At 38.4% G+C, this 25,347-nt stretch carries 22 protein-coding genes and 1 pseudogene; 10 read left to right on the top strand and 13 right to left on the bottom strand.

Features of this window, described 5'->3' with window-relative positions; genetic code table 11:
* Window positions 1–101 precede the first annotated feature (101 nt).
* Window positions 102–1,658 (bottom strand): ABC-F family ATP-binding cassette domain-containing protein, encoded by a 1,557-nt coding sequence (locus BN358_RS13895; protein ID WP_040583731.1) that lies wholly within the window; start codon window positions 1,656–1,658, stop codon window positions 102–104.
* Between the two features lie 173 nt (window positions 1,659–1,831).
* Here BN358_RS13895 and alr point away from each other — a divergent pair, with 173 nt between their 5' ends.
* The 7 genes from alr (at window position 1,832) to BN358_RS13860 (ending at window position 9,154) form a co-directional block, all read left to right on the top strand.
* On the top strand, window positions 1,832–2,959 hold the full coding sequence (gene alr / locus BN358_RS13890) for an alanine racemase (protein ID WP_019229247.1): 1,128 nt from the start codon (window positions 1,832–1,834) through the stop codon (window positions 2,957–2,959).
* A 9-nt stretch (window positions 2,960–2,968) separates the two neighbouring features.
* The gene (gene glyA / locus BN358_RS13885; protein WP_019229246.1) at window positions 2,969–4,192 is read left to right on the top strand and encodes a serine hydroxymethyltransferase; all 1,224 of its coding nucleotides are present in this window, start codon (window positions 2,969–2,971) and stop codon (window positions 4,190–4,192) included.
* Between the two features lie 258 nt (window positions 4,193–4,450).
* Entirely contained in the window at window positions 4,451–5,626 is a 1,176-nt protein-coding gene (locus BN358_RS13880) for an ABC transporter substrate-binding protein (protein ID WP_019229245.1), read from the top strand.
* Between the two features lie 76 nt (window positions 5,627–5,702).
* A complete protein-coding gene (locus BN358_RS13875) occupies window positions 5,703–6,596 on the top strand; it encodes a branched-chain amino acid ABC transporter permease (RefSeq protein ID WP_019229244.1) in 894 nt (297 codons plus the stop codon).
* Window positions 6,593–7,681 carry a branched-chain amino acid ABC transporter permease gene (locus BN358_RS13870; protein ID WP_019229243.1) on the top strand — a complete coding sequence of 363 codons (1,089 nt, stop codon included), beginning with the start codon at window positions 6,593–6,595 and terminating at the stop codon, window positions 7,679–7,681. Before BN358_RS13875 ends, BN358_RS13870 begins: the two co-directional genes overlap by 4 nt.
* Window positions 7,681–8,457 (top strand): ABC transporter ATP-binding protein, encoded by a 777-nt coding sequence (locus tag BN358_RS13865; RefSeq protein ID WP_019229242.1) that lies wholly within the window; start codon window positions 7,681–7,683, stop codon window positions 8,455–8,457. The genes BN358_RS13870 and BN358_RS13865 overlap by 1 nt, the downstream gene beginning before the upstream one ends.
* A complete protein-coding gene (locus tag BN358_RS13860; protein ID WP_019229241.1) occupies window positions 8,444–9,154 on the top strand; it encodes an ABC transporter ATP-binding protein in 711 nt (236 codons plus the stop codon). Before BN358_RS13865 ends, BN358_RS13860 begins: the two co-directional genes overlap by 14 nt.
* Window positions 9,155–9,331: 177 nt before the next feature.
* Here BN358_RS13860 and BN358_RS24615 read toward each other — a convergent pair.
* From BN358_RS24615 to BN358_RS13840, 4 genes and pseudogenes are all read right to left on the bottom strand, one after another.
* Window positions 9,332–10,187: pseudogene (locus tag BN358_RS24615) on the bottom strand (putative manganese transporter).
* Between the two features lie 280 nt (window positions 10,188–10,467).
* Complete coding sequence (locus tag BN358_RS13850) at window positions 10,468–10,743, bottom strand: HU family DNA-binding protein (protein WP_019229238.1); 276 nt, start codon at window positions 10,741–10,743, stop codon at window positions 10,468–10,470.
* Window positions 10,744–10,792: 49 nt separating this feature from the next.
* On the bottom strand, window positions 10,793–12,226 hold the full coding sequence (gene mazG, locus BN358_RS13845; protein ID WP_019229237.1) for a nucleoside triphosphate pyrophosphohydrolase: 1,434 nt from the start codon (window positions 12,224–12,226) through the stop codon (window positions 10,793–10,795).
* Window position 12,227: 1 nt separating this feature from the next.
* On the bottom strand, window positions 12,228–13,823 hold the full coding sequence (locus BN358_RS13840) for a polysaccharide biosynthesis protein (protein WP_019229236.1): 1,596 nt from the start codon (window positions 13,821–13,823) through the stop codon (window positions 12,228–12,230).
* A gap of 238 nt (window positions 13,824–14,061) precedes the next feature.
* On the opposite strand from BN358_RS13840, the gene BN358_RS13835 reads away from it, so the two are divergent.
* Together BN358_RS13835 and BN358_RS13830 are read left to right on the top strand one after the other, a co-directional pair.
* Complete coding sequence (locus BN358_RS13835; protein WP_019229235.1) at window positions 14,062–16,308, top strand: ATP-dependent RecD-like DNA helicase; 2,247 nt, start codon at window positions 14,062–14,064, stop codon at window positions 16,306–16,308.
* A 2-nt stretch (window positions 16,309–16,310) separates the two neighbouring features.
* On the top strand, window positions 16,311–17,030 hold the full coding sequence (locus tag BN358_RS13830) for a ComF family protein (RefSeq protein WP_019229234.1): 720 nt from the start codon (window positions 16,311–16,313) through the stop codon (window positions 17,028–17,030).
* Window positions 17,031–17,238: 208 nt separating this feature from the next.
* On the opposite strand, the gene BN358_RS13825 is transcribed toward BN358_RS13830, so the two are convergent.
* From BN358_RS13825 to BN358_RS13815, 3 genes are read right to left on the bottom strand one after another with little or no spacing between them, the layout of a single operon-like run.
* Window positions 17,239–17,811: a 5-formyltetrahydrofolate cyclo-ligase gene (locus BN358_RS13825; protein ID WP_019229233.1), complete on the bottom strand. Its 573-nt coding sequence runs from the start codon at window positions 17,809–17,811 to the stop codon at window positions 17,239–17,241.
* Window positions 17,812–17,818: 7 nt separating this feature from the next.
* Window positions 17,819–18,436, bottom strand: coding sequence for a site-2 protease family protein (locus BN358_RS13820; protein ID WP_019229232.1), 618 nt, complete (start codon window positions 18,434–18,436; stop codon window positions 17,819–17,821).
* 52 nt (window positions 18,437–18,488) lie between these two features.
* Entirely contained in the window at window positions 18,489–19,823 is a 1,335-nt protein-coding gene (locus tag BN358_RS13815) for a hemolysin family protein (RefSeq protein ID WP_019229231.1), read from the bottom strand.
* A gap of 168 nt (window positions 19,824–19,991) precedes the next feature.
* On the opposite strand from BN358_RS13815, the gene BN358_RS13810 reads away from it, so the two are divergent.
* A complete protein-coding gene (locus tag BN358_RS13810) occupies window positions 19,992–20,570 on the top strand; it encodes a DUF5317 family protein (RefSeq protein WP_019229230.1) in 579 nt (192 codons plus the stop codon).
* A gap of 39 nt (window positions 20,571–20,609) precedes the next feature.
* Here BN358_RS13810 and BN358_RS13805 read toward each other — a convergent pair whose 3' ends face one another.
* The 5 genes from BN358_RS13805 to BN358_RS13785 all read right to left on the bottom strand — a co-directional run bounded on the left by BN358_RS13805 (window position 20,610) and on the right by BN358_RS13785 (window position 25,332).
* A complete protein-coding gene (locus BN358_RS13805; protein WP_019229229.1) occupies window positions 20,610–21,533 on the bottom strand; it encodes an SPFH domain-containing protein in 924 nt (307 codons plus the stop codon).
* Between the two features lie 9 nt (window positions 21,534–21,542).
* On the bottom strand, window positions 21,543–21,974 hold the full coding sequence (locus BN358_RS13800) for an NfeD family protein (RefSeq protein ID WP_019229228.1): 432 nt from the start codon (window positions 21,972–21,974) through the stop codon (window positions 21,543–21,545).
* A 64-nt stretch (window positions 21,975–22,038) separates the two neighbouring features.
* Entirely contained in the window at window positions 22,039–23,607 is a 1,569-nt protein-coding gene (locus BN358_RS22440) for a M23 family metallopeptidase (RefSeq protein WP_019229227.1), read from the bottom strand.
* Window positions 23,608–23,690: 83 nt separating this feature from the next.
* Window positions 23,691–24,500, bottom strand: coding sequence for an RMD1 family protein (locus BN358_RS13790; RefSeq protein WP_019229226.1), 810 nt, complete (start codon window positions 24,498–24,500; stop codon window positions 23,691–23,693).
* A 7-nt stretch (window positions 24,501–24,507) separates the two neighbouring features.
* Window positions 24,508–25,332 carry an RMD1 family protein gene (locus BN358_RS13785; protein WP_019229225.1) on the bottom strand — a complete coding sequence of 275 codons (825 nt, stop codon included), beginning with the start codon at window positions 25,330–25,332 and terminating at the stop codon, window positions 24,508–24,510.
* Window positions 25,333–25,347 lie beyond the last annotated feature (15 nt).

Raw genomic sequence — 25,347 nt, 5'->3', positions numbered from 1 at the left:
AACGTTGAAAGTTACTTTTTCATCAAACAAAAAACATCCGTTGATTTTTCAACGGATGTTTTCATTTAATTCTTAATTCTTAACTCTTAATTCTTAATTGCTTATACGATTTTTGTTGTAAAGTCTTCGATGTTCCATACATCTGTCACAAAGCTTTCATAGAAATAAGGCTCATGGCTTACAAGTAGAATTGTTCCCTTGAATTCCCTCAGTGCCTTTTCCAGCTCATCCTTAGCTTCAGGGTCAAGATGGTTTGTAGGCTCATCCAGAATTAAAAAGTTAAGTTCCTTCAGAAGTATTTTGCACAGCCTTACCTTGGCATTTTCTCCGCCGGACAAAACCTTCATCATGCTTGTAATATTTTCTGTAGTTAGTCCGCATCTGGCCAGCTCAAGCCTTACCTCATGATTTGTAAGCGAAGGATATTCTCCCCACACCTCATCAAGAGCAGTCTTTGTGTTGTTTCTTGAATCTTCCTGCTCAAAGTAACCATAAGCAACATTCTCCCCGAATGTAACGGAACCGCTGATGGGAGGTATTATTCCCAGCATAGTCTTAAGCAGTGTAGATTTTCCAAGGCCGTTTACCCCTACCAGGGCTATTTTTTTGTTTCTTTCAACCTGGAAGTTAAGAGGTTTTGTAAGAGGATGGTCATAACCTATTACAAGATCTTTGGCATCTATGAGGAAACGGCTTGGAGCTTTTGTTTCCTTGAACTTGAATGATGGTTTCGGCTTGTCTCTCGGACGCTCCAGTATATCCATTTTTTCAAGCTGCTTCATACGGCTGTTTGCCATTCCTCTTGTAGCAACACGTGCTTTGTTTCTGGCTATGAAATCTTCCAGCTTTCCTATTTCCTTTTGCTGCTTTTCATATTCTCTTTCTTCCTTGGCTTTGTTCAATTCATAAATTCTTGTAAATTCCTCATAGTTTCCAACATACCTTGTTAGGGCACAGTTCTCAACGTGGTAAATTATGTTGCACACATTGTTTATGAAAGGAATGTCGTGTGATATAAGGATAAATGCATTTTCATAATTCTGCAGGTAATTTGTAAGCCACTGTATGTGGTTTTCATCCAGGTAGTTTGTAGGCTCATCCAGCAAAAGTATTGTTGGGTTTTGAAGCAATAGCTTTGTCAACAGAACCTTGGTTCTCTGTCCTCCGCTAAGTTCATCAACAAACTTGTCAAGGCCTATGTCCCCAAGTCCTAAACCGTTGGCTACTTCTTCAATTTTTGAATCTATAATGTAAAATCCGCTGCTGTCAAGAATAGTCTGTATATCCGCTGCATCTTCCATCATCTTGTTCACTTCATCATCATCGGCTGTTGCCATGTTTTCATACAATGATAATAGCTCCTGTTCCATTTTGAACAAGTCATCAAATGCGAGCCTTAAATTTTGTCTGATTGTTGTACCTGCCTTCAGGGCTGAGTGCTGGTCAAGGTAGCCAACTGTCACTCTTTTTGACCATTCAACAGTTCCTTCATCAGGCATGAGTTTTCCAGTTATAATATTTAAAAATGTAGACTTACCTTCGCCGTTAGCTCCAATGAGAGCAACATGCTCGCCTTTTAGAAGTCTGAATGACACATTTTCCAATATTGCGCGGGCTCCGAAGCCATGGGTTACATTTCTTACGTCTAATACGCTCATACTATCTCCTTTTTCAATTACTTCCCATATAATAATAAAATTTGACGCTGTTGTAAACATATTTTTCATAAATATGTGGTTTTTAAATACAATTTTTTTACTATTCATTGATTTAATCACCACGTTTTGATATAATTAGCTAATAAGTAATTTATTAGGAGGAATCAATATAAATGAACGTAAAATTAAGGCCTGCCTGGGTCGAAATTAACAGAGAAAAAGCTATTCATAACTTTCTGGAAGTGAGAAGAGCTGTTGGTCCCAACGTAAAAGTATGCGCTGTTGTTAAAGCTGACTGCTACGGTTTGGGTGCAATTGAAATGTCAAAAATGTATCTTGAAAACGGCGCAGACATGTTTGCTGTTGCTGTAATAGGAGAAGCTTTTGAACTTCGCCAGGAAATTAAGGGTAAAGATATTTTGGTTCTTGGATATACAAATGAGGAATTCTACGAAGATGCTATAAACGAAGACATCACTCTTACAATTTACAATTACGAACATGCTGTTAAATTGAACAAGACAGCTGAAAAATTGAACAAGACAGCAAAAATTCACATTAAGGTAGAAACAGGAATGAACAGGCTTGGTTTCCTCCCAACTGAAGAAAATGCCGACAAAGTTGCTGAAATTTCAAAACTTAAAAATATAAAAATAATAGGAGCTTTTTCACATCAGGCTAAGGCCGATGAAAAAGACAAAACTACTGCACACATGCAGGCAGGAAGATTCATTGATTTCATTAAGATGCTAGAAGAAAGAAACATTGAAATACCTGTAAAACACATTGCAAACAGCGCAACAATCATTGAGATGCCTGAGTATTACTTCGACATGGTGCGACCGGGCATAATACTTTACGGATTTTATCCTTCTGATGAAGTAAGCAAGGAAGAATACAAATTCGAAATTTGTGCAACATTAAAAGCAAGAGTTGCCAATGTAAAAACATTGGAAGCAGGTGAAGGAATAGGCTACGGACATCTGTTCAAAACTGAAAAACCAACAGTTGTTGGAACTATTCCATTAGGATATGCAGATGGATACTCAAGACTATTGTCTAACAAGGGCTATGTTGTAATCAAAGGAGTTAAGTGCAGAATCCTGGGCAAGGTATGCATGGATCAGTTCATGGTTGACTTATCAGAAGTTGAAAATCCGGAGATAGACGATGTAGCAATTGTGTACGGAGATGGAACTGACGGTGCAATGACAGCTGAAGATGTGGCAAACATGAGAGGTACCATTTCATATGAAGTTTTGACAAACCTGGGAAAAAGACTCCCAAGAATATACATTTAGGAGGAATTCATGAATTTTGATTTAGTTGAAAAATACGACATTGATCTTTACAATGCAATGATGGAAGAAAAAGAAAGACAAAACATAAACATTGAGCTTATTGCTTCAGAGAACTTTGTTTCAGAAGCAGTGCTGCAGGCAATGGGAAGCCATCTTACAAACAAGTATGCTGAAGGATATCCCGGAAAAAGATATTACGGAGGATGCGAATTTGTAGATAAGGTTGAAAATCTGGCAAGAGACAGAGCAAAGAAAATATTCGGTGCAGATCATGCCAACGTACAGCCTCATTCAGGATCCAATGCAAACTTCGGAGTTTATTTTTCAGTTTTAAAACCTGGAGATAAAATCCTGGGAATGGATTTGTCACACGGAGGACATCTTACACACGGCAGCCCTGTAAACATGTCAGGCTCATACTTCAACGTTGTTTTTTACGGTGTCAACAAAGAAACTGAAACCATAGACTACGATCAGGTCAGAGAAATTGCAAAACGTGAACAGCCTAAAATGATAGTTGCAGGTGCCAGCGCATACTCAAGATTCATAGACTTCAAGGCATTCAGAGAAATTGCTGATGAAGTGGGAGCATACTTCATGGTTGACATGGCTCACATTGCAGGACTTGTTGCTGCAGGTCTTCATCCAAATCCAGTTGAATATGCGGATTTTGTAACAACTACTACTCACAAGACACTGAGAGGCCCAAGAGGCGGCATGATTTTGTGCAAGAGTGAATTTGCCCAGAAGATTGACAAGGCAATTTTCCCTGGAATACAAGGCGGCCCACTGATGCATGTTATTGCAGCCAAGGCTGTTTGCTTCAAGGAAGCAATGGAACAAGACTTCAATGTATACCAGCAGCAGATTGTCAACAATGCCAAGGCATTGTCCACTGAATTGATGAACAAAGGATTCAGAATCGTGTCCGGCGGAACAGACAACCACCTTATGCTTCTTGATCTGCAGAACAAAGGCCTCACTGGCAAGGAAGCAGAAAAGATGCTTGATGAAGTTCATATAACAACAAATAAAAACACAATTCCATTTGATCCTCAAAGCCCGTTTGTAACAAGCGGATTGAGAATAGGAACCCCAGCAGTTACAACAAAGGGAATGAAAGAGACTGAAATGGCTGAGCTTGCAGATATTATCGATTGCTCACTCTCCAAAAAACAGACTGAAGAAGAATTAAGGAAGAGAGTTTTAGGTTTAACATCAAAATTTAAATAAGTATGACATACAGAGGACATGCCGGCATATAATATACAAGGTATGTCCTCTTTTTACAGGTATTTCTGGAAAACGTAAACCCTCAGAGTTTGCAACAGCTTAAAAATTACATTTCACAAGTTTAAATAGCATGTACAATATGTGTGCATTGTACGTAATTCAAAGAAAGTTGTGTCTGTAATGCGGAAAATTTGCTTGCAAAAAGGCGACACCGGTGTTATAATCATAGAAATTTAATAAATAGCGAGGAGAAGAGTTATGAAAAGATTATTATCTTTATTTTTGTGCCTGATTATGGTAATTTCACTGTTCACAGGATGTACTAAAAAAGAAGAAACTTCCGGTGATGCTGCTGGCAGTTCTGACGTTATAAAAATCGGTGTGTTCGAACCTCTTACAGGTGAAAACGGCGGCGGTGGACTTCAGGAACTGGACGGCATCAAGTATGCAAACAAAATGTATCCAGAAGTTTTAGGAAAGAAAATTGAATTAGTAATAGTTGACAACAAGAGCGACAAGGGTGAAGCAACAACTGCTGTAACCAGACTAATTGAAAAAGATAATGTAGTAGCAATAATAGGTTCATATGGTTCAGGTGTTTCAATTGCAGCAGGAGACATCATAAAGAATGCAAAGATTCCAGCTATGGGTGCTTCTTGTACAAATCCTATGGTTACTCAGGGAAATGAATTTTATTTCCGCGCATGCTTCCTTGATCCATTCCAGGGAAGAGTAATGGCTAACTATGCATTGCAACAGGGAGCTAAGACTGCAGCTGTAATCATGCAAAACGGGGATGACTACTCAGTAGGTCTTGGAAACTTCTTTATTGATGCTTTCAAGGAATTGACAGGAGATGAAAAGAGCATAGTTGACGTTTCTGAATTCCAGGTTAACGACACAGACTTCAATGCAATACTTACAAACATTAAAGCTAAAAACCCTGATGTTATATTTGCTCCAAGTTCTGCAACAACAGCTCCTCTTATTATTAAACAAGCAAGAGCGCTTGGAATTGAATGCCCTATTATGGGCGGCGACACTTGGGAAAACCCTGCAGTTATAGATGTTGCCGGTGATGATGCTGAAGGCATTGTTTTGTCTACATTCTTTGATGAAAACGACCCAGCTACTGAAGAAGCTAAAACATTTGTTACAGGCTACAAAGCTGAACTTGCAGGCAAAGAACCTATAATCCCTGCTGTTGCAGCATTGGGCTATGATGCTTACCTTTTAGTAAGAGATGCCATTGAACGCGCAGGATCAACTGATGGTGTTGCTATTCGTGATGCTATAGCAGCAACAAAAGATTTTGAAGGCGTTACAGGTGTTATCAACTTCACAGAAGAAGGCGATGCAGATAAAAATATAGCTGTTATCAAGACTGTTAAAGACGGTCAGTTTGTATACATTGACACAGTTGAAGTAAAATAATTTTTATTGATCTTGTAAGGGCGAACCTATCGTTCGCCCTTTTGCAATTATTCAACTAGTAATTGGAGGAATAAATATGACTTTTGAAATATTTATGCAACAGCTAGCCAATGGTATATCAATAGGTAGTCTTTATGCCCTGTTAGCCATTGGTTATACAATGGTTTATGGAATTTTAAGGCTCATAAATTTTGCTCACGGCGATATATTCATGATGTCAGCATACTTTATGGTTTTCGGAATGGTCACATTCGGACTTCCCTGGTATGTTTCTGCTGCAATAGTAATAGTGGCTGCAGTTGCACTGGGTGTCCTCATTGAAAAGGCAGCTTACAAATCTCTCAGGGATGCCCCACGTATGTCCATAATGATTTCTGCCATAGGCGTATCTTTTTTATTGGAGAATCTGGCCACTTATTTGTTTACAGGGGTTCCGAAAGGATTCCCGGACATAGATATTTTGACCCGAGCAATAAGCTTCGGCAATGTATCCTTGTCTGTGGCAACATTGGTAACTCCCGTTGTTACAATCATTTTGCTGTTTGTTGTGCTTTTCATAACAAACAAAACAAAAATAGGAATGGCCATGAGAGCAGTTTCCAAGGATTTTGAAACTGCAAGACTCATGGGAATTAACATCAACAGAGTAATTTCAACAACATTTGTAATAGGTTCAGCCCTTGCGGCTGTAGGAGCAATACTATGGGGTTCTAAATACCCTTCAGTAATCCCACTCATGGGTGTTATGCCTGGACTTAAGTGCTTCATAGCTGCTGTTTTAGGCGGTATTGGCAATACTACGGGAGCTGTACTGGGCGGATTTATTTTGGGAATGTCTGAAATAATGCTTGTTTCATTTTTACCGTCTTTGACTGGTTACAGAGATGCAATTGCATTCATAATATTAATAATAGTATTGATAGTTAAGCCAACTGGACTTCTTGGAGAGAAGGTGACTGATAAGGTATGATTAAAATAGAGAAAAAAGAAAACAATTTATTGAAAAATGCTGTGCTCATATTAATTTTTGCAACTATTATCGTCCTATTGGACTTGGATATTATCGGAGACAACTATGTAAGGCGTGTTTTGAATCTTGCAGCTATTTATGCCATAGTGAGCGTTTCAATGAACCTTGTAAACGGCTTTACCGGATTGTTCTCATTGGGACAGGCAGGTTTCATGGCCATAGGCGCTTACACGGTTGCAGTATTCACAGTGCCTGTGGAAGCACGTAAGGCCATATTTTACATTGTTCCTCAGAGTCCCTTGGTAGCAAATATAGAACTTCCGTTTTTTGTAGCTCTTATCCTTGGAGGACTGTTGGCAGCACTGGTTGCCATACTCATAGGAATGCCTGTTCTTCGTTTGAAAAGCGACTACCTGGCAATTGCAACACTGGGATTTTCTGAAATCATCCGTATTGTGTTTACAAACACAAAGACAATAACAAACGGTGCCCTTGGCATCAAGAGTATACCTCAAATGCCTACCATGTGGGTATTCTTCGGAGCAATGATAATATCTGTAATATTAATTGTTCTATTGATTAATTCAAGCTATGGAAGAGCATTTAAGGCAATTAGGGAAGATGACATTGCTGCTGAAGCCATGGGAATCAACCTTTTCAAACACAAAGTATTATCATTTGCAATTGGAGCATTCTTTGCAGGAATAGGGGGAGGCCTCCTTGCATCACTGCTTGGAACCGTTGACCCTAAACAATTTTATTTCACAATGACATACAACTTCCTACTCATTATAGTGCTTGGAGGAATGGGAAGTATATCAGGGACTGTAATTGCATCATTTGTAGTAACCGTTGGACTTGAAGTTCTTCGTTTCTTCGATGACAGCCTCGTATTGTTCGGATATGAAGTACCCATATTCAGAGCAGGCTTCAGAATGGTTATATTTTCTATATTATTGATGATATTGGTTCTGTTCTTCAGAAACGGTTTAATGGGCCAGAAAGAACTTTCCTGGAAGATGGTCGGTGACTTCTTCAAAGGAAAAAAATCTCTCAAGAAGAACCGTAAAGGAGGTGCTGCATAATGAGCGTTTTAAAAGTTGACAGCGTTGTAATGCAGTTTGGTGGTGTTGTTGCAGTAAACAACCTCAACATAGAAGTTGAAAAAGGCCACATTCAGGCACTCATAGGTCCTAACGGCGCAGGAAAGACAACTGCATTCAATGTTATAACAGGCGTCTACACGCCAACTAAAGGCAATGTGTATTTAAACGATGAAAAAATTACCGGCCTCACACCGGACAAAATAGCAATGAAGGGCATTGCAAGAACATTCCAGAACATCCGTCTTTTCAAAAATCTGACGGTTCTTGACAACATACTGATTGCAAACCATCTTCATGTAAAAAGCAATTTTATTTCCAGTACATTGCGCTTGCCATGGTCAAAGGCCGAAGAAAAACACATGAGAGAAAAATCTGAAATGCTGTTGAACAAGCTGGGTCTTTTGCACCTTAAAAATGAAATTGCTCATTCTCTACCTTATGGAGAGCAAAGAAAGCTTGAAATAGCCAGGGCTCTTGCAACAGATGCAAAGCTTCTATTGCTGGATGAACCAGCTGCAGGCATGAACCCTCATGAAACAATGGCACTCAGTAACTTCATCCACACTATAAGGGATGAGTTTGAACTCACGATTTTCATGATCGAACATCATATGGACCTTGTAATGGAAATATCAGACAAAATATATGTGCTTGACTTCGGACAGCTTATAGCAGAAGGCACTGCAGATGAAGTCAAGAACAATCCAAGAGTAATAGAAGCATATCTGGGGGTGGAAGAAGATGCTGAAAATTAATGATCTGCAGGTAAATTACGGCGGAATATCCGCAGTAAAAGGCATTAACATCCATGTTCCTGAAAAATCTATTGTTACTCTCATAGGCGCAAACGGAGCTGGAAAGAGCACCACACTAAGAGCAATAGCCGGACTTGTTAAAGCAAAAAGCGGAGAAATAACATTCCAGGGTGAAAACATACTGGGCATGGACACAATAGACATAGTTGCAAAAGGAATCACACTTGTTCCTGAAGGAAGAAGGGTTTTTGCAAACCTAACTGTTCTTGAAAACCTAAAAATCGGTGCTTATCTTCAAAAAGACGGAATCGAAGAACAAATCCTTAAAGTTTATGATTTGTTTCCAAGGCTGAAAGAAAGGTCATGGCAGCTTGCAGGAACACTTTCAGGAGGAGAACAACAGATGTTGGCTGTAGGAAGAGCATTGATGGCAAAGCCTAAGCTCATAATGATGGATGAACCTTCACTGGGGCTGGCACCACTTATAGTTAACGGAATATTTGACATCATAAAAGAAATCAACAAACTTGGTACCACTATACTTCTCATAGAGCAAAATGCCAACAAGGCTCTAAAGGTTGCTGATTATGGTTATGTACTTGAAACAGGAAACATAACAATGGAAGGAAAAGGTCTTGACTTGCTCCAGGACGAGAGAGTCAAAGAAGCATATCTGGGAACTTCAAAAGCAAAATAAATAAGACAAAACCACTGAAAACTATATATTAATTCATTGTCATTCTGAGAGCTCGCTCGAAGAATCTCATGTTTGCAACAAAGATGAGATTCTTCACTGACGTTCAGAATGACAAGACCAGGTAACTTGTTGTATTCATAATAAAAAACGGAGATATATGGATATCTTCCGTTTTTGCTACATGAACAATTGTATCAGTACCCCTGCAATTACGCTTGAAACGTATATGTACAGAAGAATTTTGAAATTTTCCTTCATATTTTCATTGACTCTGAACAAAACAACAAGCCCTATTCCTGCTCCTGTTGACAGCCCTGCTATTACTGAGCCGAAGCTCAGGCTGCCCTCAACGAAGAGCTGTGTAAGTATAACTGAAGCTGCACAATTGGGTATAAAACCTATTAATGCTGCCAGTGCTGGCTGTAACATGCTGTTGGTTAAAAGAAACTTGGATAGATTTTCTTCTCCAATTAATGCAATAATAATGTTCAACACCAAAGTTGTCAAAGTCATGAATATGAATATGTTGAATGTATGCTTTGCTGCCGGTATTAAAATGCCCTGTTTTTCACATCCGCAGTGCTCATGTGAACACATGTGGTGGAGGGCCTCTGATGTTTCATTATTTTTGTTTTTTGCTTCCTTTGGAGAATCTATCTAAAATGAAATCTGCAAACAGTCCTGCTGCCAAAGCAACAAAAATTTTTACAGATATTAGTTTCAAAAGTATTCCTGCGTTATTGGGATTGGCCAACATAACAGGTATTGCTTCGTCAGAAGTTGAAATAAATACTGCTATTAATGTTCCTGTTGTAATGATCTTTCCTGCAAATAAGTTTGATGCTGCTACTGAAAACCCGCACTGAGGCACCGTTCCCAGCAATGCTCCGCCAAAAACCCCGAACTTTCTAAGTCCTTTTACGAGCTTTTCCGAAGATTTGTGTTCTATATATTCGATTGCCAAATATGCTGCAAATAAAAAGGGTAATATTTTCAAAGAATCTACAATAGTATCCTCAAGAATTTCCCACATGTTGCCTCCTGTTAGAAATATTTGTAAATTTATTATACTTTTTTATTTCTATGTTTGTCAACATATTAAAAAGTTGCTCCGCAACTCCGCTAGGGGGACCTATGTCCCCCTTCGGCGTAAAAACGCATACGCGTTTTTACGGAGCACCCCCCTTGACGGCAAGGACGTCCCGTCCTTTGCAATCCTCGTTTTTAATATGGTAGGAAAGTTCACTTTCCTACCATATTAAAAAGCCGTATAAACGGCTTTTAGATATGTGTAAATATTTAAATGGTCTTAATTAGTTTACAGCTTCTTTCAAAGATTTTCCTGCTTTGAATACTGGAGCTTTTGATGCTGGTATATCTATTGTTTCGCCAGGATTTCTAGGATTTCTTCCTTGTCTTTCTTTTCTGTCTCTAACTTCAAAAGTTCCAAACCCTACTAATTGAACTTTGCCGCCTGCTACTAGTTCGTCTTTTATTGTTTCCATGAAACCATTTAATGCTTTTTCTGCATCTTTCTTAGTAAATCCAGTTTTTTCTGCAACGCTAGCAATTAAATCAGCTTTATTCATAAAAAACCCTCCTTAATAAAAATGTAGTTTGTTTTTTTTATCTAAATTCCTATTGGAACTTTGATTTTTCCCACAGCTCATCCATTTCTGTCAGAGTCATATGCTTTAAGTCTTTGGTTGAATTATTCTCAATATATTCAAATCTGTCGATAAATTTGTTAATTGTCCTGTTCAATGCAACGTCAGGATTAATTTTCAAAAATCTTGCCATATTGACCAATGCAAACAACAAATCCCCAAATTCTGCTTCCATTTTGTCCGCGTCATTGTTGTCGTATTCTTCAGTAAATTCCAAAAGTTCTTCCTTAATCTTAAGAATGGCTCCTTCTACATCAGGCCAGTCAAAGCCAACTTCTGCAGCACGCTTTTGTATTTTGTAGCTCCTGCTCAAAGGTGACAATGCCTTTGGTACATTCTTTAGATTGTCGGTATAAGTATTAAGATTTTTTTCTTTCTGCTTAGAAGACTCCCAGCTTTCAAGCGCCTCATCAGCGTTGTTGGCTTTTACATCTCCGAAAACGTGCGGATGTCTTGAATACATTTTTTTGCAAACATTTGTAAGGACATCGTTTATGTTAAAATATCCTTCCTCGCTGCCAAGTTCCGCGTGGAAAACCACTTGGAAAAGCAAATCACCGAGTTCCTCCACAAGGTTATCAATGTCATCGTTGTCAATTGCATCAACAACTTCATATGCTTCTTCTATAACGTGCTGCCTGATGGAATTATGTGTCTGTTTCTTATCCCACGGGCATCCGTCAGGTCCTCTTAAGACTTTGACAATCCTTAACAGATTATTTACATTATACACTGTATTTTTTGAAATTTCAATAGGCAGAATGCAAATATATGTTGAAAATCCGTATTTTTTTTCTTGATCCAGCAAAAATAGTGGTATTTTTTTAACATTTTCTTCCAAAACGTCGATTATGAGCACCTCAGAAGTGTCAGGATACAATTCCATAAGTTTCAATTTAAGCCCTGAAGCAATATCCTCGTCATATACCTGAGTCACAATGTTAAAGGAATTTATGTCAAAAGAGAACTCGTCTGCTTCCAGACAATCCAGAACAGCTATGCTCTTATAGTCCGTATGGCCGGATAACTTAATGCATTTGTCAAGAAAACTCATTCCATCAATTATTATTATATTTATTTCGTCTTTATATTCATCAATTAATTTTTTTGTCACTATATCGCCATAATATGGGCTACCTGCAGTGCAGTAGTTTATCATGCCGTGCTCTTTCGCAAGTTCTGCAACGGTATGTGTTATTTTTTCATAAACCGCATCAAAGGATTCATATTTTTCAAAATAGTCATCAAAACTCTTTATATTGATTTCTTTTCTTAGCTCTCCAACAATGGGGTGTCTGTCTGTTCGGGCAAAAGTGGGAATATTTTCCCTAAGCGCATTGTATGCCTTAACAGTGAGATCTTCAACTGTCCCTGCTCCCAATCCTATTATTTGAACTGTATTCATTTTATTTCCTCACAAATCTCCTTAGTTTTTCCCCTTTTGGTATTAACTCCAAATCTTCTTTTGTTATTGCTCCTGTAAGGAATAAGAACACAACATAGACAACTACTGCTGCTCCTATTGATCCTAACGTAGCTAGATTCTGGCTTCCTAAAACTGACCTTAAAATTCTGAAAGATATGCTAACTGCTGCTGCCATAGCTGCTGCTGAAAGAAGAGGCCTTGCTGAAACTTTTATTAAACTTATCTTTATTTTTGTGCTTCTGTTTATGTCCCACCAGTTTAAGAGTGCTACAACCAGGTATGATATGGTTGTGCTTATGGCAGCTCCTCTTATGTTAATTGACGGCATTCCTATTAGTATGTAAGAAAAAACAACTTTTACAACCAATCCCACAGCCAGGTTCTTCACAGGATGGAACTGTTTGTTCACAGACTGCAAAATTGCTGTAAACGACTGAACCAATGTGAGGAATATTACGCTTATTGCCATTATTTCAAGAAGAGCACCTGAGCTTGCATGCTTTGCAGGTCCTATTGATGGATACAACAGTGCTATTATTGGCTCTGCAAGCATGAAAAGGCCAATGCCGCAAGGAAGCCCTATGATCATGGATATTTTAACGCCTGCATTTGCAGTGTCATTCAGTTTCTCATACTGTTTTCTTGTGAATGTTTCTGTTATAACTGGCACAAGGCTCATTGCAACTGCAGTTGAGAAAACCTGCGGAAAGTTGATGAGCGTCTGTGCTGTCCCGCTCAGTTCGCCGTACATGTCAACAATTTCTAAGCTTGTGTACCCGATTGCACCAAGTCTGTTTGATACTATGTATGAATCTATCATTCCCATGAGAGGAGCAATGGATGCACCTATGGTAATTGGAACTGCTATGTACAAAAGACCCTTTACCACATTCCACACAGGTTCTTGTTTATTGTTAGATGATAATTTGATTTCTTCCTTGATGCTTTTCCTGCTCAGGAAAAACATGACATAAATCAATACCAGTGCTGCCAGTCCGCCTGCAGACGCACCAAATGTTGCTCCGGCGGCGGCTTCTTCCAGTCCTCTGCCCACAAGGCTGTAAGCAAGGTACAGACCTACAGAAACTCTGAAAACCTGTTCTATTATTTGTGACAGAGCTATTGGCATCATGTTTTGTGATCCCTGGAAAAATCCCCTGTAAGCCGATAAAAGAGGAACGGCAAACAATGCAGGAACCAGAGCTATCATTGAATAATATGAACCAGGAAATCCCAGGAATGTTACAAGACTTCTTGCAAACACAAGAACAACTACCGATGAAACAAGTCCTATTAAAAAGAGTCCCCATCTTGATACCTTGTATACCTGGTACGCTCCTTCATAATTCTGAAGAGCTCTTTTTTCTGAAACCATTTTTGCTATTGCTGTTGGAAAACCTGACAAAGACACAACCAGCAGCAGGTTATAAATGTTGTAGGCAGGCTGGTAATAGCCTATTCCTTCTGTTCCTATTAAATTAGTGAGGGGAATTCTGTATACAGCTCCCAAAATTTTTACCAACAGCCCTGCAACACTAAGTATTGCAGCGCCCTTAACAAAATTTTCTTTAGACATAACAATTCCTTTCCTGCAAATATATTTATACTTTAATATATTATTGCACACAAATGTTTACTTTTCCTAAATTTTATAATATTTTAATCTTATGCTGAAATTTAGTTTACCACAGTTTTACTGCCTTTTAAAGAGAAATTTGTTGAATCCATCATTTTATAGGATTGACATTAATTTTGTTTTTTATATCATTAGTTTGTGATATAATTTTGTAAGGTTAAACTTAAAGGAGCAATTGATGGAAACACTGAAGGGTACAATCATTGAAACAATTTTCCGCAATAGTGAAAACGGCTATACTGTTGCGTTAATGGAGGCTGACAATGACATTATTACAGTGACCGGGGTTTTTACTGCCGATGTCACAAGTGAAACCATAGAAGTTTACGGCAAAAAGGTGAAGCATCCCAAGTATGGCGAGCAGTTTCAGGTGGACATGTACAACACCGTCCTTCCATCAAGTCTCGTCCAAATTGAAAACTACCTTTCCTCAGGACTCATTAAAGGAATAGGAAAATATACAGCAAAAAAAATAGTGGAGGTCTTCAAGGAAGACACATTCAGCATAATTCAAAAAAATCCTGAAAGGCTCACTGAAGTTGAAGGTATAGGCGAAAAAAAGGCCGAAATGATTGCAAAAAGCTTTGCAGAACAATCAGACATCAAGGAAATCATGATATTCCTTCAGAGCCATGACATAAGCACAAGCTACAGCGTAAAAATTTACAAGGAATACGGCAAAAATACAATAAATAAGATTGCTGAAAATCCATACAGATTAACTGAAGACATTTACGGCATTGGATTTAAACTTGCAGATAAAATTGCAGCTTCTCTGGGTGTTGAAAAAACTTCTCCTTACAGAATATCCTCAGGAGTCAAGTATGTGCTCAAAGATTTCGCCTCAAGAGGAAATACATATGTACCATACGAAATTCTTTTAAACAGCACACTAGCGCTTCTTGAAACAAACGGTGAAGGCATAGAGGATGAAATAAGGAACATGGCTTTTAACGGCGGCATTCATATTGAAAAAATTTACGACGAGCAGGTTGTTTATTATGTTCCTTACCACACAGCAGAAGTAAATGTATGCAGGGACCTTATCAACCTTGCGCGCACGGATTTTGGCATGTCTGAGGAAGACATACTGCCTTTTCTTGATGCAACACAGGAAGAATCTTCAATAGTTCTTACGGATATGCAAAAAGAAGCAGTACTGCAGTCAATTTTAAACGGCGTCACTGTAATTACAGGAGGTCCGGGAACAGGAAAAACAACTATAATACTTTCTATACTAAGGATTTTTGAAAAAATGGGAAAAAAGGTGTTTCTTTGCGCCCCAACAGGCAGAGCAGCCAAAAGGATTACAGAATCCTCAGGAAGAGAAGCACGTACAATTCACCGCATGCTTGAGTATGCTTATGGCGAAGATGACAGCAACCTTTCGTTCAACAAAAATGAAGAATCACCTCTGGAATGCGATGCAGTGATAGTTGATGAGGTATCCATGGTTGACATACTGCTCATGAACAACTTATTAAGAGCCATAAAACGAGGAACAAGGCTCATTCTGGTTGGAGACGTGGATCAGCTTCCATCAGTTGGAGCAGGAAATGTGCTTTCAGACATTATTAATTCAAGCACCATTAAAACCATACGACTTGACACAATATTCAGGCAGTCGGCAGGAAGCATGATTGTACAAAATGCCCACCTCATAAACAAAGGGGCCATGCCTTTGTACAACAAGAAGGACTGTGACTTTTTCTTCATGCGGGAAGGCCGCAGCGACGACCTGACGGACTTGGTAGTGGATCTATATGAAAACCGCCTTCCATTGAAGTATGGCTTCAACCCCTTAAAGGACATACAGATTCTTTCCCCCATGAAAAAAGGAGATGCAGGTGTGATTGAACTCAACAAGAAGCTTCAGGCTGCTGTTAATCCTCCTTCAAAAATAAAAAAAGAAAAATTGTACGGCAAGTACACATTCCGGGTAGGCGACAAGGTCATGCAGATAAAAAATAACTATCAGGCTGAATGGAAAATAACCCACAAGGATGGTACCACCATAACAGGAGAAGGAATTTACAACGGAGACATAGGATATGTAATTTTCATAGATGAAACAGAACAGCAGCTGTTTGTGCAGTTCGAAGAAGAAAAAGAAGTTGCATATCCTTTCAGCCAGCTTGATGAACTAATACTTGCATATGCCACCACTGTCCACAAAAGCCAGGGAAGTGAATTTCCCGTTGTAATAATGCCAATTGTGTGGGGACCACCCATGCTTCTTACAAGAAACCTGTTTTACACTGCCATAACGAGGGCAAAAAAACTTGTTGTTCTTGTGGGAATTGAAAAGTATATGCGCGACATGGTCAACAACAACAAAATCGATAAGCGCTACTCTGCTCTTGATTACAGGCTGCGCTCGGCAGTTGAAACCTATGCAATGCTGTCCGAGGGCTTTATGGAGTAATTATGAAAGATTATGTTGAGTCGTTTCTAGAGCTTTTGTACCCCGAAAAAAACACATGTTTCTTCTGCGAAGCTCATGATGAAGCAATATGTGACAGGTACATCTGCATAGACTGCGAAAGAACAATGAAAAAGATAGTTCCTCCCATATGCATGAAGTGTTCAAAGCCTATTGACCTGAACTCTCATGAAGAACTTTGTTCTGACTGCAGAAAACATGATCACAGCTTTGAGATGTCAAGGTCTGTCTTTTTCTATGAGGGAACTGTGAAAAAGGGCATATATTTGTTCAAATATTACAACAAGCCATATTTCTACAGGTTTTTTGGAAAGTGCCTCGTTGAATTTATGGAGGATACAAGCTATGGCAGATTTAATCTTGTTGTTCCTGTCCCTCTTCACCGTTCGAAACTGAGGAAAAGAGGATACAACCAATCGGAACTTCTGGCCAGGTACATTTCAAATAAAACAGACGTTCCTTATGGGGATGTATTAAAAAGAATAAAGAAAACACCTAAGCAAAGTCAGGTGACAAAAGAAGACAGAAGGAAAAACCTTATTAATGCATTTGATGTTAAAAGAAGCATGGCTGAATTACTCACAGGAAAGAATGTACTTTTAGTTGATGACGTGTTCACAACAGGCTCAACAGCAGATGAATGCTCCAAGACACTCATAAAAAACGGTGCCTCCAAAGTATATGTAATCACAATAGCAAGATAACAAAAAATCAGGCGCAAGCCTGATTGGTTCATTACAAAATTATATTTGGACGTTGTCATTCTGAGAGCTTGCTCGAAGAATCTCATGTTTTCAACAAAGATGAGGTCCTTCACTATCGTTCAGGATGACAGCGTCAAAGTTTGTCAATATTCTAAATCAAGCACAAGCTTGATTTTACATTTAATTCTTAATTCTTAACTCTTCACTCTTAATTAGTATAAATGCTCTTTTCCGTAATTATCATATCCATCTTAATATCGTGCTCTTCTGATGGAACTTCGTCAAGCACCTGAAAATCATATGCTACTGCAACCGCCTTTGCACCATTCTTCAAGCTGCACAATATGCGGTCATAATATCCCTTTCCAAAACCAATGCGGTTTAAATTCTTGTCAAAAACCACTCCCGGTACAACAACAAGGTCAAACTCCTCCGGCTTCACCGGCAGAATTTTATCTTTTGCAGGCTCATAATAACCAAACTTGCTTTTAACCAAATCTTCCTCTATGTTTTTAAGCTCTGATGGAATAATGACTGTATTAACAGTGTCCGTGTAAGGAATCACTACTCTCTTATTTTCCTGAAGCATTTTTTTAATGAGAGTCATTGTTTCCACTTCATTATTAAATGCCATGTACACAAACACTATCCGAGCTTTTTCGTATATGTCCAACGCAGTCAACTTTTCTATTATCACAGCGCTTTTTTCTGAAGAATCTTCCTTTTCCATGTTGTTTCTGATGTTAAGCATTTTCTTTCTCAAATCGCTTTTATTTTCCATGGCTCTCCTAAAAAATCAATGTTATCAGCATATTGTAGACAAAGTTTATTCCAGGGCTTATGATGAGGCTCACACCGTTGAATACAATCAAAAGAAGCATTGCAAATCTCAGGTGATCGTAATATTTGTAGTAGAAGTTCCAAACCTTTGCTCCCCCAATGCTCCCCAAAATATGGTGGCCGTCAAGAGGCGGTATTGGAATCAGGTTAAACATCATGAGAACAAGATTTATGATAACAGTGTTCTGCAAAACTTCCCAGATTATTTGTCCAAGCTGGTTGTAAGGCAGGTAATTGTCTGCAAGTTTAAGAAAAAACACAAACAGTGCTGCTGTCAACAGGTTTGCCAGAGGTCCTGCTATGGACACAATGGCGTCATCTCTTCTGGGATTCTTAAAATTTCTTGAATTGATCATAACAGGCTTGGCCCATCCAAATCCAAAAAGCAAGAGGCATAAAAAACCCATGGGGTCAATGTGATGTATTGGATTTAATGTGAGTCTCCCTTGAATTCGCGGGGTATCATCCCCCATTTTTACGGCGGCATAGCCATGGGAAAATTCATGAATTGAAATTCCAAGCAAAATCCCAGGCAATACCAATAATTTATTTATTAAATAGTTCATAGTTCCTCCTTGTATTATAATAATACAAGATTTAACTTAAATATATCTGAAATTAATCAACATAATCAGTCGGATCTTGATTTTTATAAACAATGGCTGTTTCCAGCCTTCTTCCCTTTATTTCAGTAATTTTGATTTTAAGTCCGTACTCATCCATCTCCATTGTGCTTCCGTCTTCCGGAATGATTCCCAGAACCCCGAAAACAAGACCTCCAAATGTGTCAAAGTCCTCATCAGGCAACGGGATGCCCAGCTGTTTTGATACATCGTCAAGATAAGCAGAACCCTTTATTTTCCATGTGTCTTCATCAATTTTTTCTATTGTTGGTTCTTCAGGTGTGAGATAATCATCGTCAAAACTTCCCACTATTTGTTCAATCAAATCGTCCATTGTGATGACACCGCTCATTCCGCCGTATTCATCAAACACAACTGCAAAATGATTCCTTGTTTTTTTCATGTTTTGAAACATTACATCTGTTCTGACTGTTTCAGGCACATAATATGCAGGCTTCACAGCTTTGTCCAATACGTTTTGTCTTGATTTGTCCTTGAGTCTGAAATAATCCTTCACATTCAAGACACCAATAACATTGTCAGCGCTTCCGTCGCACAGAGGATATCTTGAGTGTCTGCTTTCAGTAATTTTCTGCTCCCATTCTTCATCAGTTTCATCAAGCCACAAAATGTTCACTTCAGTCCTGTGAGTCATTACTTCTTCAGCTGTCTTGTTATCAAATTCAAAAATATTCTGTATCATTTCCTTTTCGCTGACATTGATGGAACCCTTTTCACTTCCCACATCAACCATCATTCTTATGTCTTCTTCTGTAACTTCTTCATCTTCCGAGTTGGGGTCAATCCCAATGAGTCTCAATATGCCGTTTGTGGATGCAGTCAAAAGCCATACAAGCGGTTTAAATACCTTTGATATGAAATAGAGCATTCCGGACATGAAAAGTGCCATTTTTTCAGCATTTTTCATGGCGACTCTCTTGGGAACAAGCTCTCCGAACACTAGAGTAAAATATGACAATATCAGTGTTATAACAATGACAGAAATAGTATTCAAAGTTGAAGCAGGAATGTTAAGTCCTGTTTCTATGAGAAAATCCGTAAGTTTGCTGGCAAAATTGTCCGCAGCAAAAGCACTTCCGAAAAATCCGGCAAGAGTTATTCCAACCTGGATTATTGATAGAAATTGCGACGGCTGCAGCGTAAGCCTGCTAAGTTTTATGGCGCGTTTGTCCCCTTCTGCTGCCATTTTTGCCATTCTGTTATCATTCATTGAAATGACGGCAATTTCTGCAGAAGCAAACACCGCGTTGACAGAAATAAGTATTACCTGTAAAATAAGTGGACCCAATATGGAGCCTTCTTCTAACAAAGTAAAAACCTCCTAAGTTTAACTAAATATTAAAAAAATAATAACATATATATTATAACCAGTCAATATTCATTTATAATAGCCCTATTTTTCAATTTTATTAAATAAAAGTTGATATATACTGTTTAATATTGTAAAATTATAGTATCTGATTACATGGAGGCAAACATGTTTTTTGAAGCTTTGATTTTAGGAACAGTTATAGGATTAATAAGAAGAGGAAAAATTTCACGACTGGCATACGTTCATTTTTCCGGGCGACCGCTCATTTTTATATCTGCTGTCTTGTATCTTGGAATAATTATTATGAACCTTGGTCTTTATGATTACAGCTCATTTCTTTATTCGGGATTTCTGCTTGCTTCATTTGTTTTAACACTTATATTCTTAATATTGAACATAAGCATGAAGTTCATGTTCATTCCACTTGGGGGATTGTTCTTAAACCTTCTGGTATTCCTGGTAAACGGCCTTAAATTTCCCCTTGATGCAGAAGCTTCTGCAAGAATTTACGGTGCTGAAATTTATGATTTGTTAAACAGCGGAAAAATTTTGTTTTTCGTCTCCGCAGAAAATGCACGTTTGAGCTTTCTCGGCAATGTAATTCCTGTAGGCAGCTTGTTCGTGGCAAGCATTGGAGACATAATAGCCGCCATAGGAGTAACACTGGTTGTGCAGGCTATAGTATCTGACAAGTTCATTCAAAACAGAAGCAGGATCACATTTTCAAAAAATATATTTCGTTAATAGAATAAAAACAATGCGCCGGCATCGGCGCATTTATTTTTATTTTTCCTTCATTGTTTCGGACAGTGCCGTTGCAAGTCCTGCAAGTCCCTGCAGTTCAGACGGTATGATAATTTTTGTTGCCTGGCCGTTTGCAGCCTTTTCAAATGCTTCAAAGCTCTTCAGCGTAAGTACTTCCTTGTTCGGCATTGCTTCTCTTATCATTACAATACCATCTGCAGTAGCCTTCTGTATGCTTAATATTGCTTCAGCCTCTCCTTCTGCTTCTCTTATAGAAGCTTCCTTCTTAGCTTCAGCTCTTAATATTGCAGCTTGTTTTTCTGCTTCAGCTTCAAGAATGAGAGATTCCTTTTTACCTTGAGAAACAAGTATTGCAGCATTTTTCTGACCTTCTGCAATAAGAATAGACTCTCTTTTCTCTCTTTCGGCCTTCATTTGTTTTTCCATTGCATTTTGAATTTCTTTAGGCGGTATGATGTTTTTAACTTCAACACGATTTATTTTAATACCCCATGGGTCAGTTGCTTCATCAAGTACAATTCTCATTTTAGTGTTTATTATTTCTCTTGAAGTAAGTGTCTGGTCAAGCTCCAGATCACCTATGATGTTTCTCAGTGTTGTGGCAGAAAGATTTTCAATTGCTGCCATTGGTCTGTCAACGCCGTATGCGTAAAACTTAGGATCTGTTATCTGAAAAAATATAACTGTGTCTATCTGCATTGTTACATTATCCTTTGTGATAACTGGCTGAGGCGGAAAATCCACTACCTGTTCTTTCAGAAGAACCTTCTTAGCTATTTTGTCTATAAGCGGAAGCTTCACATGAATTCCAACTCCCCATGTTGCCTGATATGCCCCAAGACGTTCAATAACATATGCATTTGCCTGTGGAACAACTCTTATGTTTGTTGCCACCAGCACAATCAAAACAAACAATAAAAATATAAAACCTATATAACCCATAATTCCCTCCTATTTTCTTTCAACTATGAGCTTTACGCCCACAATTTTCTTTATAACCACCATTTCACCTTCTGCTATTACTTCATCGTTCAATGAACGAGCAGACCACACCTGACCTCCGACCTTCACTGTACCCTCATTGTTTATGTTGTTGATTTCAGTTACGACCTTAACATATTCTCCAATAAGGCTTTCAGCATTGGTCCTTGTTTTTCCCACCTTAAGCTTTTCAACAAAAAATGGCCTTGTAAGAAACAAACATAATATAGATACCAGAAGGAACACAACTATCTGTATTTCTATGCCTGCCCCGGCAAAATATACAACCCACGCAGCCACCCCTCCAATGGCAAACCAGATTGTGGTGAGACCCATTGTAAAAGCTTCAATTGCCAAACACGCAGCTATTATCAGAAGCCACGCCCAACTAATATATTCCATAACATTCCTCCTCTGCCTATATTATATACCACATTTCAATGAAGGTAAACATTTTTAACTGTTATTAATCAATTATACCGCTCAATGTCTGATAAGGATTTACATAAGAGTTATAAATACTCACTGCATAATGAAGGTGCGGCCCTGTAGAAAATCCTGTTGTGCCTACAGTTCCAATGATATCTCCCTTTTTAACATCTTGACCCCTTACCACATCTATGGTATCCAAATGGTAGTATGAAGTGAAAAGACCCATGCCGTGATCTATTACAACAGTGTTTCCGGGAGACAAAAGACCTTCCATTGCAAATGTTACAATACCGTTGTTTGGAGCAGAAACTTCCGTTCCCTTGGGTGCTGCAATATCTAGGCCTGAGTGCCTTGAAGATGACTTTTCATTATTTACATATCGTATTTCAGCGAAATCTGTTGTCAGTTCTCCTTCAACAGGCATTGCAAATGTGCCTTCCCATAGCTTTTTGTCTGATGACACAGTCCTTGCCGGCTTAACCAGCTCAGCAAATTCAAGGATGGCAGCACTGTCGTTGTTTGACTGGTTAAGATTTTCATCCACAGTAAGATACTGAGTTTTGAAGGACTTTTCTTTTACAATCAATGTTTTTTCGATTTCATATTCTACAGCTTTGTTCTTCATTACTTTAGCCGAGAGCTTGTATTCTCCTGCAGCTGTATTTAAGTCAATGGGACTTATGTACACATTTTTATCTTTATAAAGATAATTTTTAATATCAACCTTTACAGCATCCGTCTGAATTGAAACTGTCTCATCTGCATTTAAGTTATTAACCTGGACTATCAAAATATTGCCCGGGTAATTTTCTCTGGTGACTATGGAAACATCCACATTCTTGTCAACAGTGGCAGTGAAGCTGGATGTGCTGCTGCCGTAAAAATCTGAATTCTGCTTCATGAACCACTGTGCCTGACACTCTATGTAATACTCTCCGTCTGATGCTGCCTTTTGCAGAACTTCTTCAACTGATGAACCTGCAGCCACAAGATTTCCCTCAGAGAAAAGCCTTATAACCTGGCTGTCTGGATTTGTCTCATATTTAAATTCAATGAGGTCAGCATCATGAATTAAAAGTTTCCCTCCATTAATTTGTGAAGTCTTAAGGATTCCCTGCTTCTTCACAAAATGGCCTTCTATGTTTTTATATGTCCAGTCGTACTTAATGTCCGGAGTCACATTTTCGCCGTTTAGTACAACGTGTGAGTCATAAATTGTATTGTCAACATATATATATGAAAATATTTCATTCAAAAAAAGCAGATGTGCTTCCTTATCCCTGATTTTATACAATTCATCATTCTTAGTTACATATGCAGCCTGATTTTTCATGTCAAAATACAATGTATGAGCATCTTTGTCAGAGCCTGAAATAAGGTTGATTTCAAAAGGAAAATAACCAGTTGTATCCTTTTCGGTTTTTTCTGCTTTATTCAGGGCATCCATGATGGATTTTGCATCCACGCTGTCTTTTTCAATCAAAGTGCTCTCATTAGTAACAGTGTTCACAGCTTCTATCCGGTCTATGTTTGAAAGGGATAGCTTACAGCTTGCTGCAAACAAAGCGGAAAACAGAAGCAAAATTAATATTATTTTTTTCATAATACCTCCTTTTCCGTTAGTTTTTGTTTTAAGCAGTGTTTTATACATTATATTTTGTGGGCTGTATTTTATTCATTTGATTGTTATTCAAACAAATGCATGAGAGGAAACAGTCCCAACAGTATTATTTCAATTTTCAGCACCCTCATGTACGCCTGATTGTCGCCGAAGTCAAAATACTCTCCTGTTATGGAATCAAGCACGTCTGTACGGCTTGAAAATGAAGAGTATCTTTCATTCAACTCATAAAAATTGCTCATCTTTTCAAATATGCGCCTGGATTCAATTGTATTGCCGAATTCAGAAGGTCTGTCGAGTATTCTGGCACTTTCAACTGTCATGTACTTGAATCTTATGCACTTTGCAATTGTGGGAATGACTTTTTTCCTGTCTGCTCTGTACCTTCCCTTGTTAAGATGAAGAATAAAATTGTCAGCTTCATCCAGCACTGTTGACAATTCAGATTCAATTTTGCTCAACTCCGTAGATTTTGCAAGTATGCTTGCAACTATGTCATCAATGCTTTTGCTGTACTGGACTTTTTCTTCATCATCCTCCCACAAAGCTGCATATCCGTCATCACCCACAATTATGGTATGGGTTTCATAAAAGCGCGACAACAATTCCATGCGTGCCTCTGTAAGTTTGTTGAGGTACTCCATGAACACATGGGATTCGTTTATGTCGAAATTTAAAAATGTAATACATCCGTATCTGTAAAGATACACTGCCTTGTTGGGCGAAGCATACTTCAATATTTTTTCAACTTCATTGCTGTTAATTTTGACGAATTCCCTCCATCCTGCATCCTGCTTTATGTTGAAATAAGTAGCCAGCTGCATTATGGGAAGCTTCTTGCCTGCTTTGAATGAGTAAAAACTTAATGTCTTCATATTTCACCTACTTAAACAAATCAAGAACCATTAAAACAACTTCAACAACAATCAATATTACAACAATCCACTCCATAAACAATCCCCTCATGGAATGGCTTATGGCCCCAAGACCATCAACAATACTTTTCAATATTTCAGTCTTGCTCTTGATTACTTCATATCGGTCGTTCAGTTCAAAAAATTCAGACATTTTTTCATAGAAGTGCGCTGCTTCACTGTTTGTCCACGTAATATCAGGTTTATCAAGTATCATTATGTATGCTATGGTGTTGTATTCATGTCGTACAATCCTGGATGTTGTCTTTGCAAGTTCCTTGTTTCCAATATTTAGTTTTCCCTTTTCCAGGTTATCAATTTTTCCTTCTATGTTATCAAGAATTTTTACAAGCTGATGCTCGATTCTTTCCAATGCCACAGATTTTGCAATTATAATTGAAATAAGTTCAGCATAAAATAGTTCCTTGTCCGGTATCTGAACATAGCTGTCAGTAAACTCCATTTCCTCGCCCTCTGTAAAGTGGAGGTTGTAATCATCCTTGAATGTATCGTAGTGCTCTATGTCAATTTCCGGTTTGATGCTCTTAAGGTATTTCATCAATATTTCAGTGTGCTTCTGATTTGAATTTACAAAAACAATGCTTCCGAATGAAAACACCAGCACCTTCTCATCCTCACCGGGACTTTCACCTATTATTTTTCCAAGAACGGCATCCTGAAGTATCAAGGGTTCCTCCCATGTATACTTTTTCTTAATTCCGCACTCCACAGCAATTTTGTTAAGGTCGATTTCATTAGTTATGGCATAGGTTTTAAACTCTAAATTGTTCATAATGCACCTCTTTCT

This window comes from Sedimentibacter sp. B4 (genome assembly GCF_000309315.1).
In the GTDB taxonomy this organism is placed as follows: Bacteria; Bacillota; Clostridia; order Tissierellales; family Sedimentibacteraceae; genus Sedimentibacter; species Sedimentibacter saalensis.
This window is presented reverse-complemented; position numbering and strand designations above follow the sequence as displayed.

Coding starts and splice junctions, on each gene's coding strand:
- BN358_RS13805 (WP_019229229.1), bottom strand. CDS start 21,533: ATGGGTTATATAGGTTTTATATTTTTATTGTTTGTTTTGATTGTGCTG.
- BN358_RS13870 (WP_019229243.1), top strand. CDS start 6,593: ATGATTAAAATAGAGAAAAAAGAAAACAATTTATTGAAAAATGCTGTG.
- BN358_RS13865 (WP_019229242.1), top strand. CDS start 7,681: ATGAGCGTTTTAAAAGTTGACAGCGTTGTAATGCAGTTTGGTGGTGTT.
- BN358_RS13790 (WP_019229226.1), bottom strand. CDS start 24,500: ATGAAGACATTAAGTTTTTACTCATTCAAAGCAGGCAAGAAGCTTCCC.
- BN358_RS13880 (WP_019229245.1), top strand. CDS start 4,451: ATGAAAAGATTATTATCTTTATTTTTGTGCCTGATTATGGTAATTTCA.
- BN358_RS13810 (WP_019229230.1), top strand. CDS start 19,992: ATGTTTTTTGAAGCTTTGATTTTAGGAACAGTTATAGGATTAATAAGA.
- BN358_RS13875 (WP_019229244.1), top strand. CDS start 5,703: ATGACTTTTGAAATATTTATGCAACAGCTAGCCAATGGTATATCAATA.
- BN358_RS13895 (WP_040583731.1), bottom strand. CDS start 1,658: ATGAGCGTATTAGACGTAAGAAATGTAACCCATGGCTTCGGAGCCCGC.
- BN358_RS13850 (WP_019229238.1), bottom strand. CDS start 10,743: ATGAATAAAGCTGATTTAATTGCTAGCGTTGCAGAAAAAACTGGATTT.
- BN358_RS13785 (WP_019229225.1), bottom strand. CDS start 25,332: ATGAACAATTTAGAGTTTAAAACCTATGCCATAACTAATGAAATCGAC.
- BN358_RS13800 (WP_019229228.1), bottom strand. CDS start 21,974: ATGGAATATATTAGTTGGGCGTGGCTTCTGATAATAGCTGCGTGTTTG.
- BN358_RS13840 (WP_019229236.1), bottom strand. CDS start 13,823: ATGTCTAAAGAAAATTTTGTTAAGGGCGCTGCAATACTTAGTGTTGCA.
- BN358_RS13860 (WP_019229241.1), top strand. CDS start 8,444: ATGCTGAAAATTAATGATCTGCAGGTAAATTACGGCGGAATATCCGCA.
- BN358_RS13835 (WP_019229235.1), top strand. CDS start 14,062: ATGGAAACACTGAAGGGTACAATCATTGAAACAATTTTCCGCAATAGT.
- BN358_RS13825 (WP_019229233.1), bottom strand. CDS start 17,811: ATGGAAAATAAAAGCGATTTGAGAAAGAAAATGCTTAACATCAGAAAC.
- mazG (WP_019229237.1), bottom strand. CDS start 12,226: ATGAATACAGTTCAAATAATAGGATTGGGAGCAGGGACAGTTGAAGAT.
- glyA (WP_019229246.1), top strand. CDS start 2,969: ATGAATTTTGATTTAGTTGAAAAATACGACATTGATCTTTACAATGCA.
- alr (WP_019229247.1), top strand. CDS start 1,832: ATGAACGTAAAATTAAGGCCTGCCTGGGTCGAAATTAACAGAGAAAAA.
- BN358_RS22440 (WP_019229227.1), bottom strand. CDS start 23,607: ATGAAAAAAATAATATTAATTTTGCTTCTGTTTTCCGCTTTGTTTGCA.
- BN358_RS13830 (WP_019229234.1), top strand. CDS start 16,311: ATGAAAGATTATGTTGAGTCGTTTCTAGAGCTTTTGTACCCCGAAAAA.
- BN358_RS13820 (WP_019229232.1), bottom strand. CDS start 18,436: ATGAACTATTTAATAAATAAATTATTGGTATTGCCTGGGATTTTGCTT.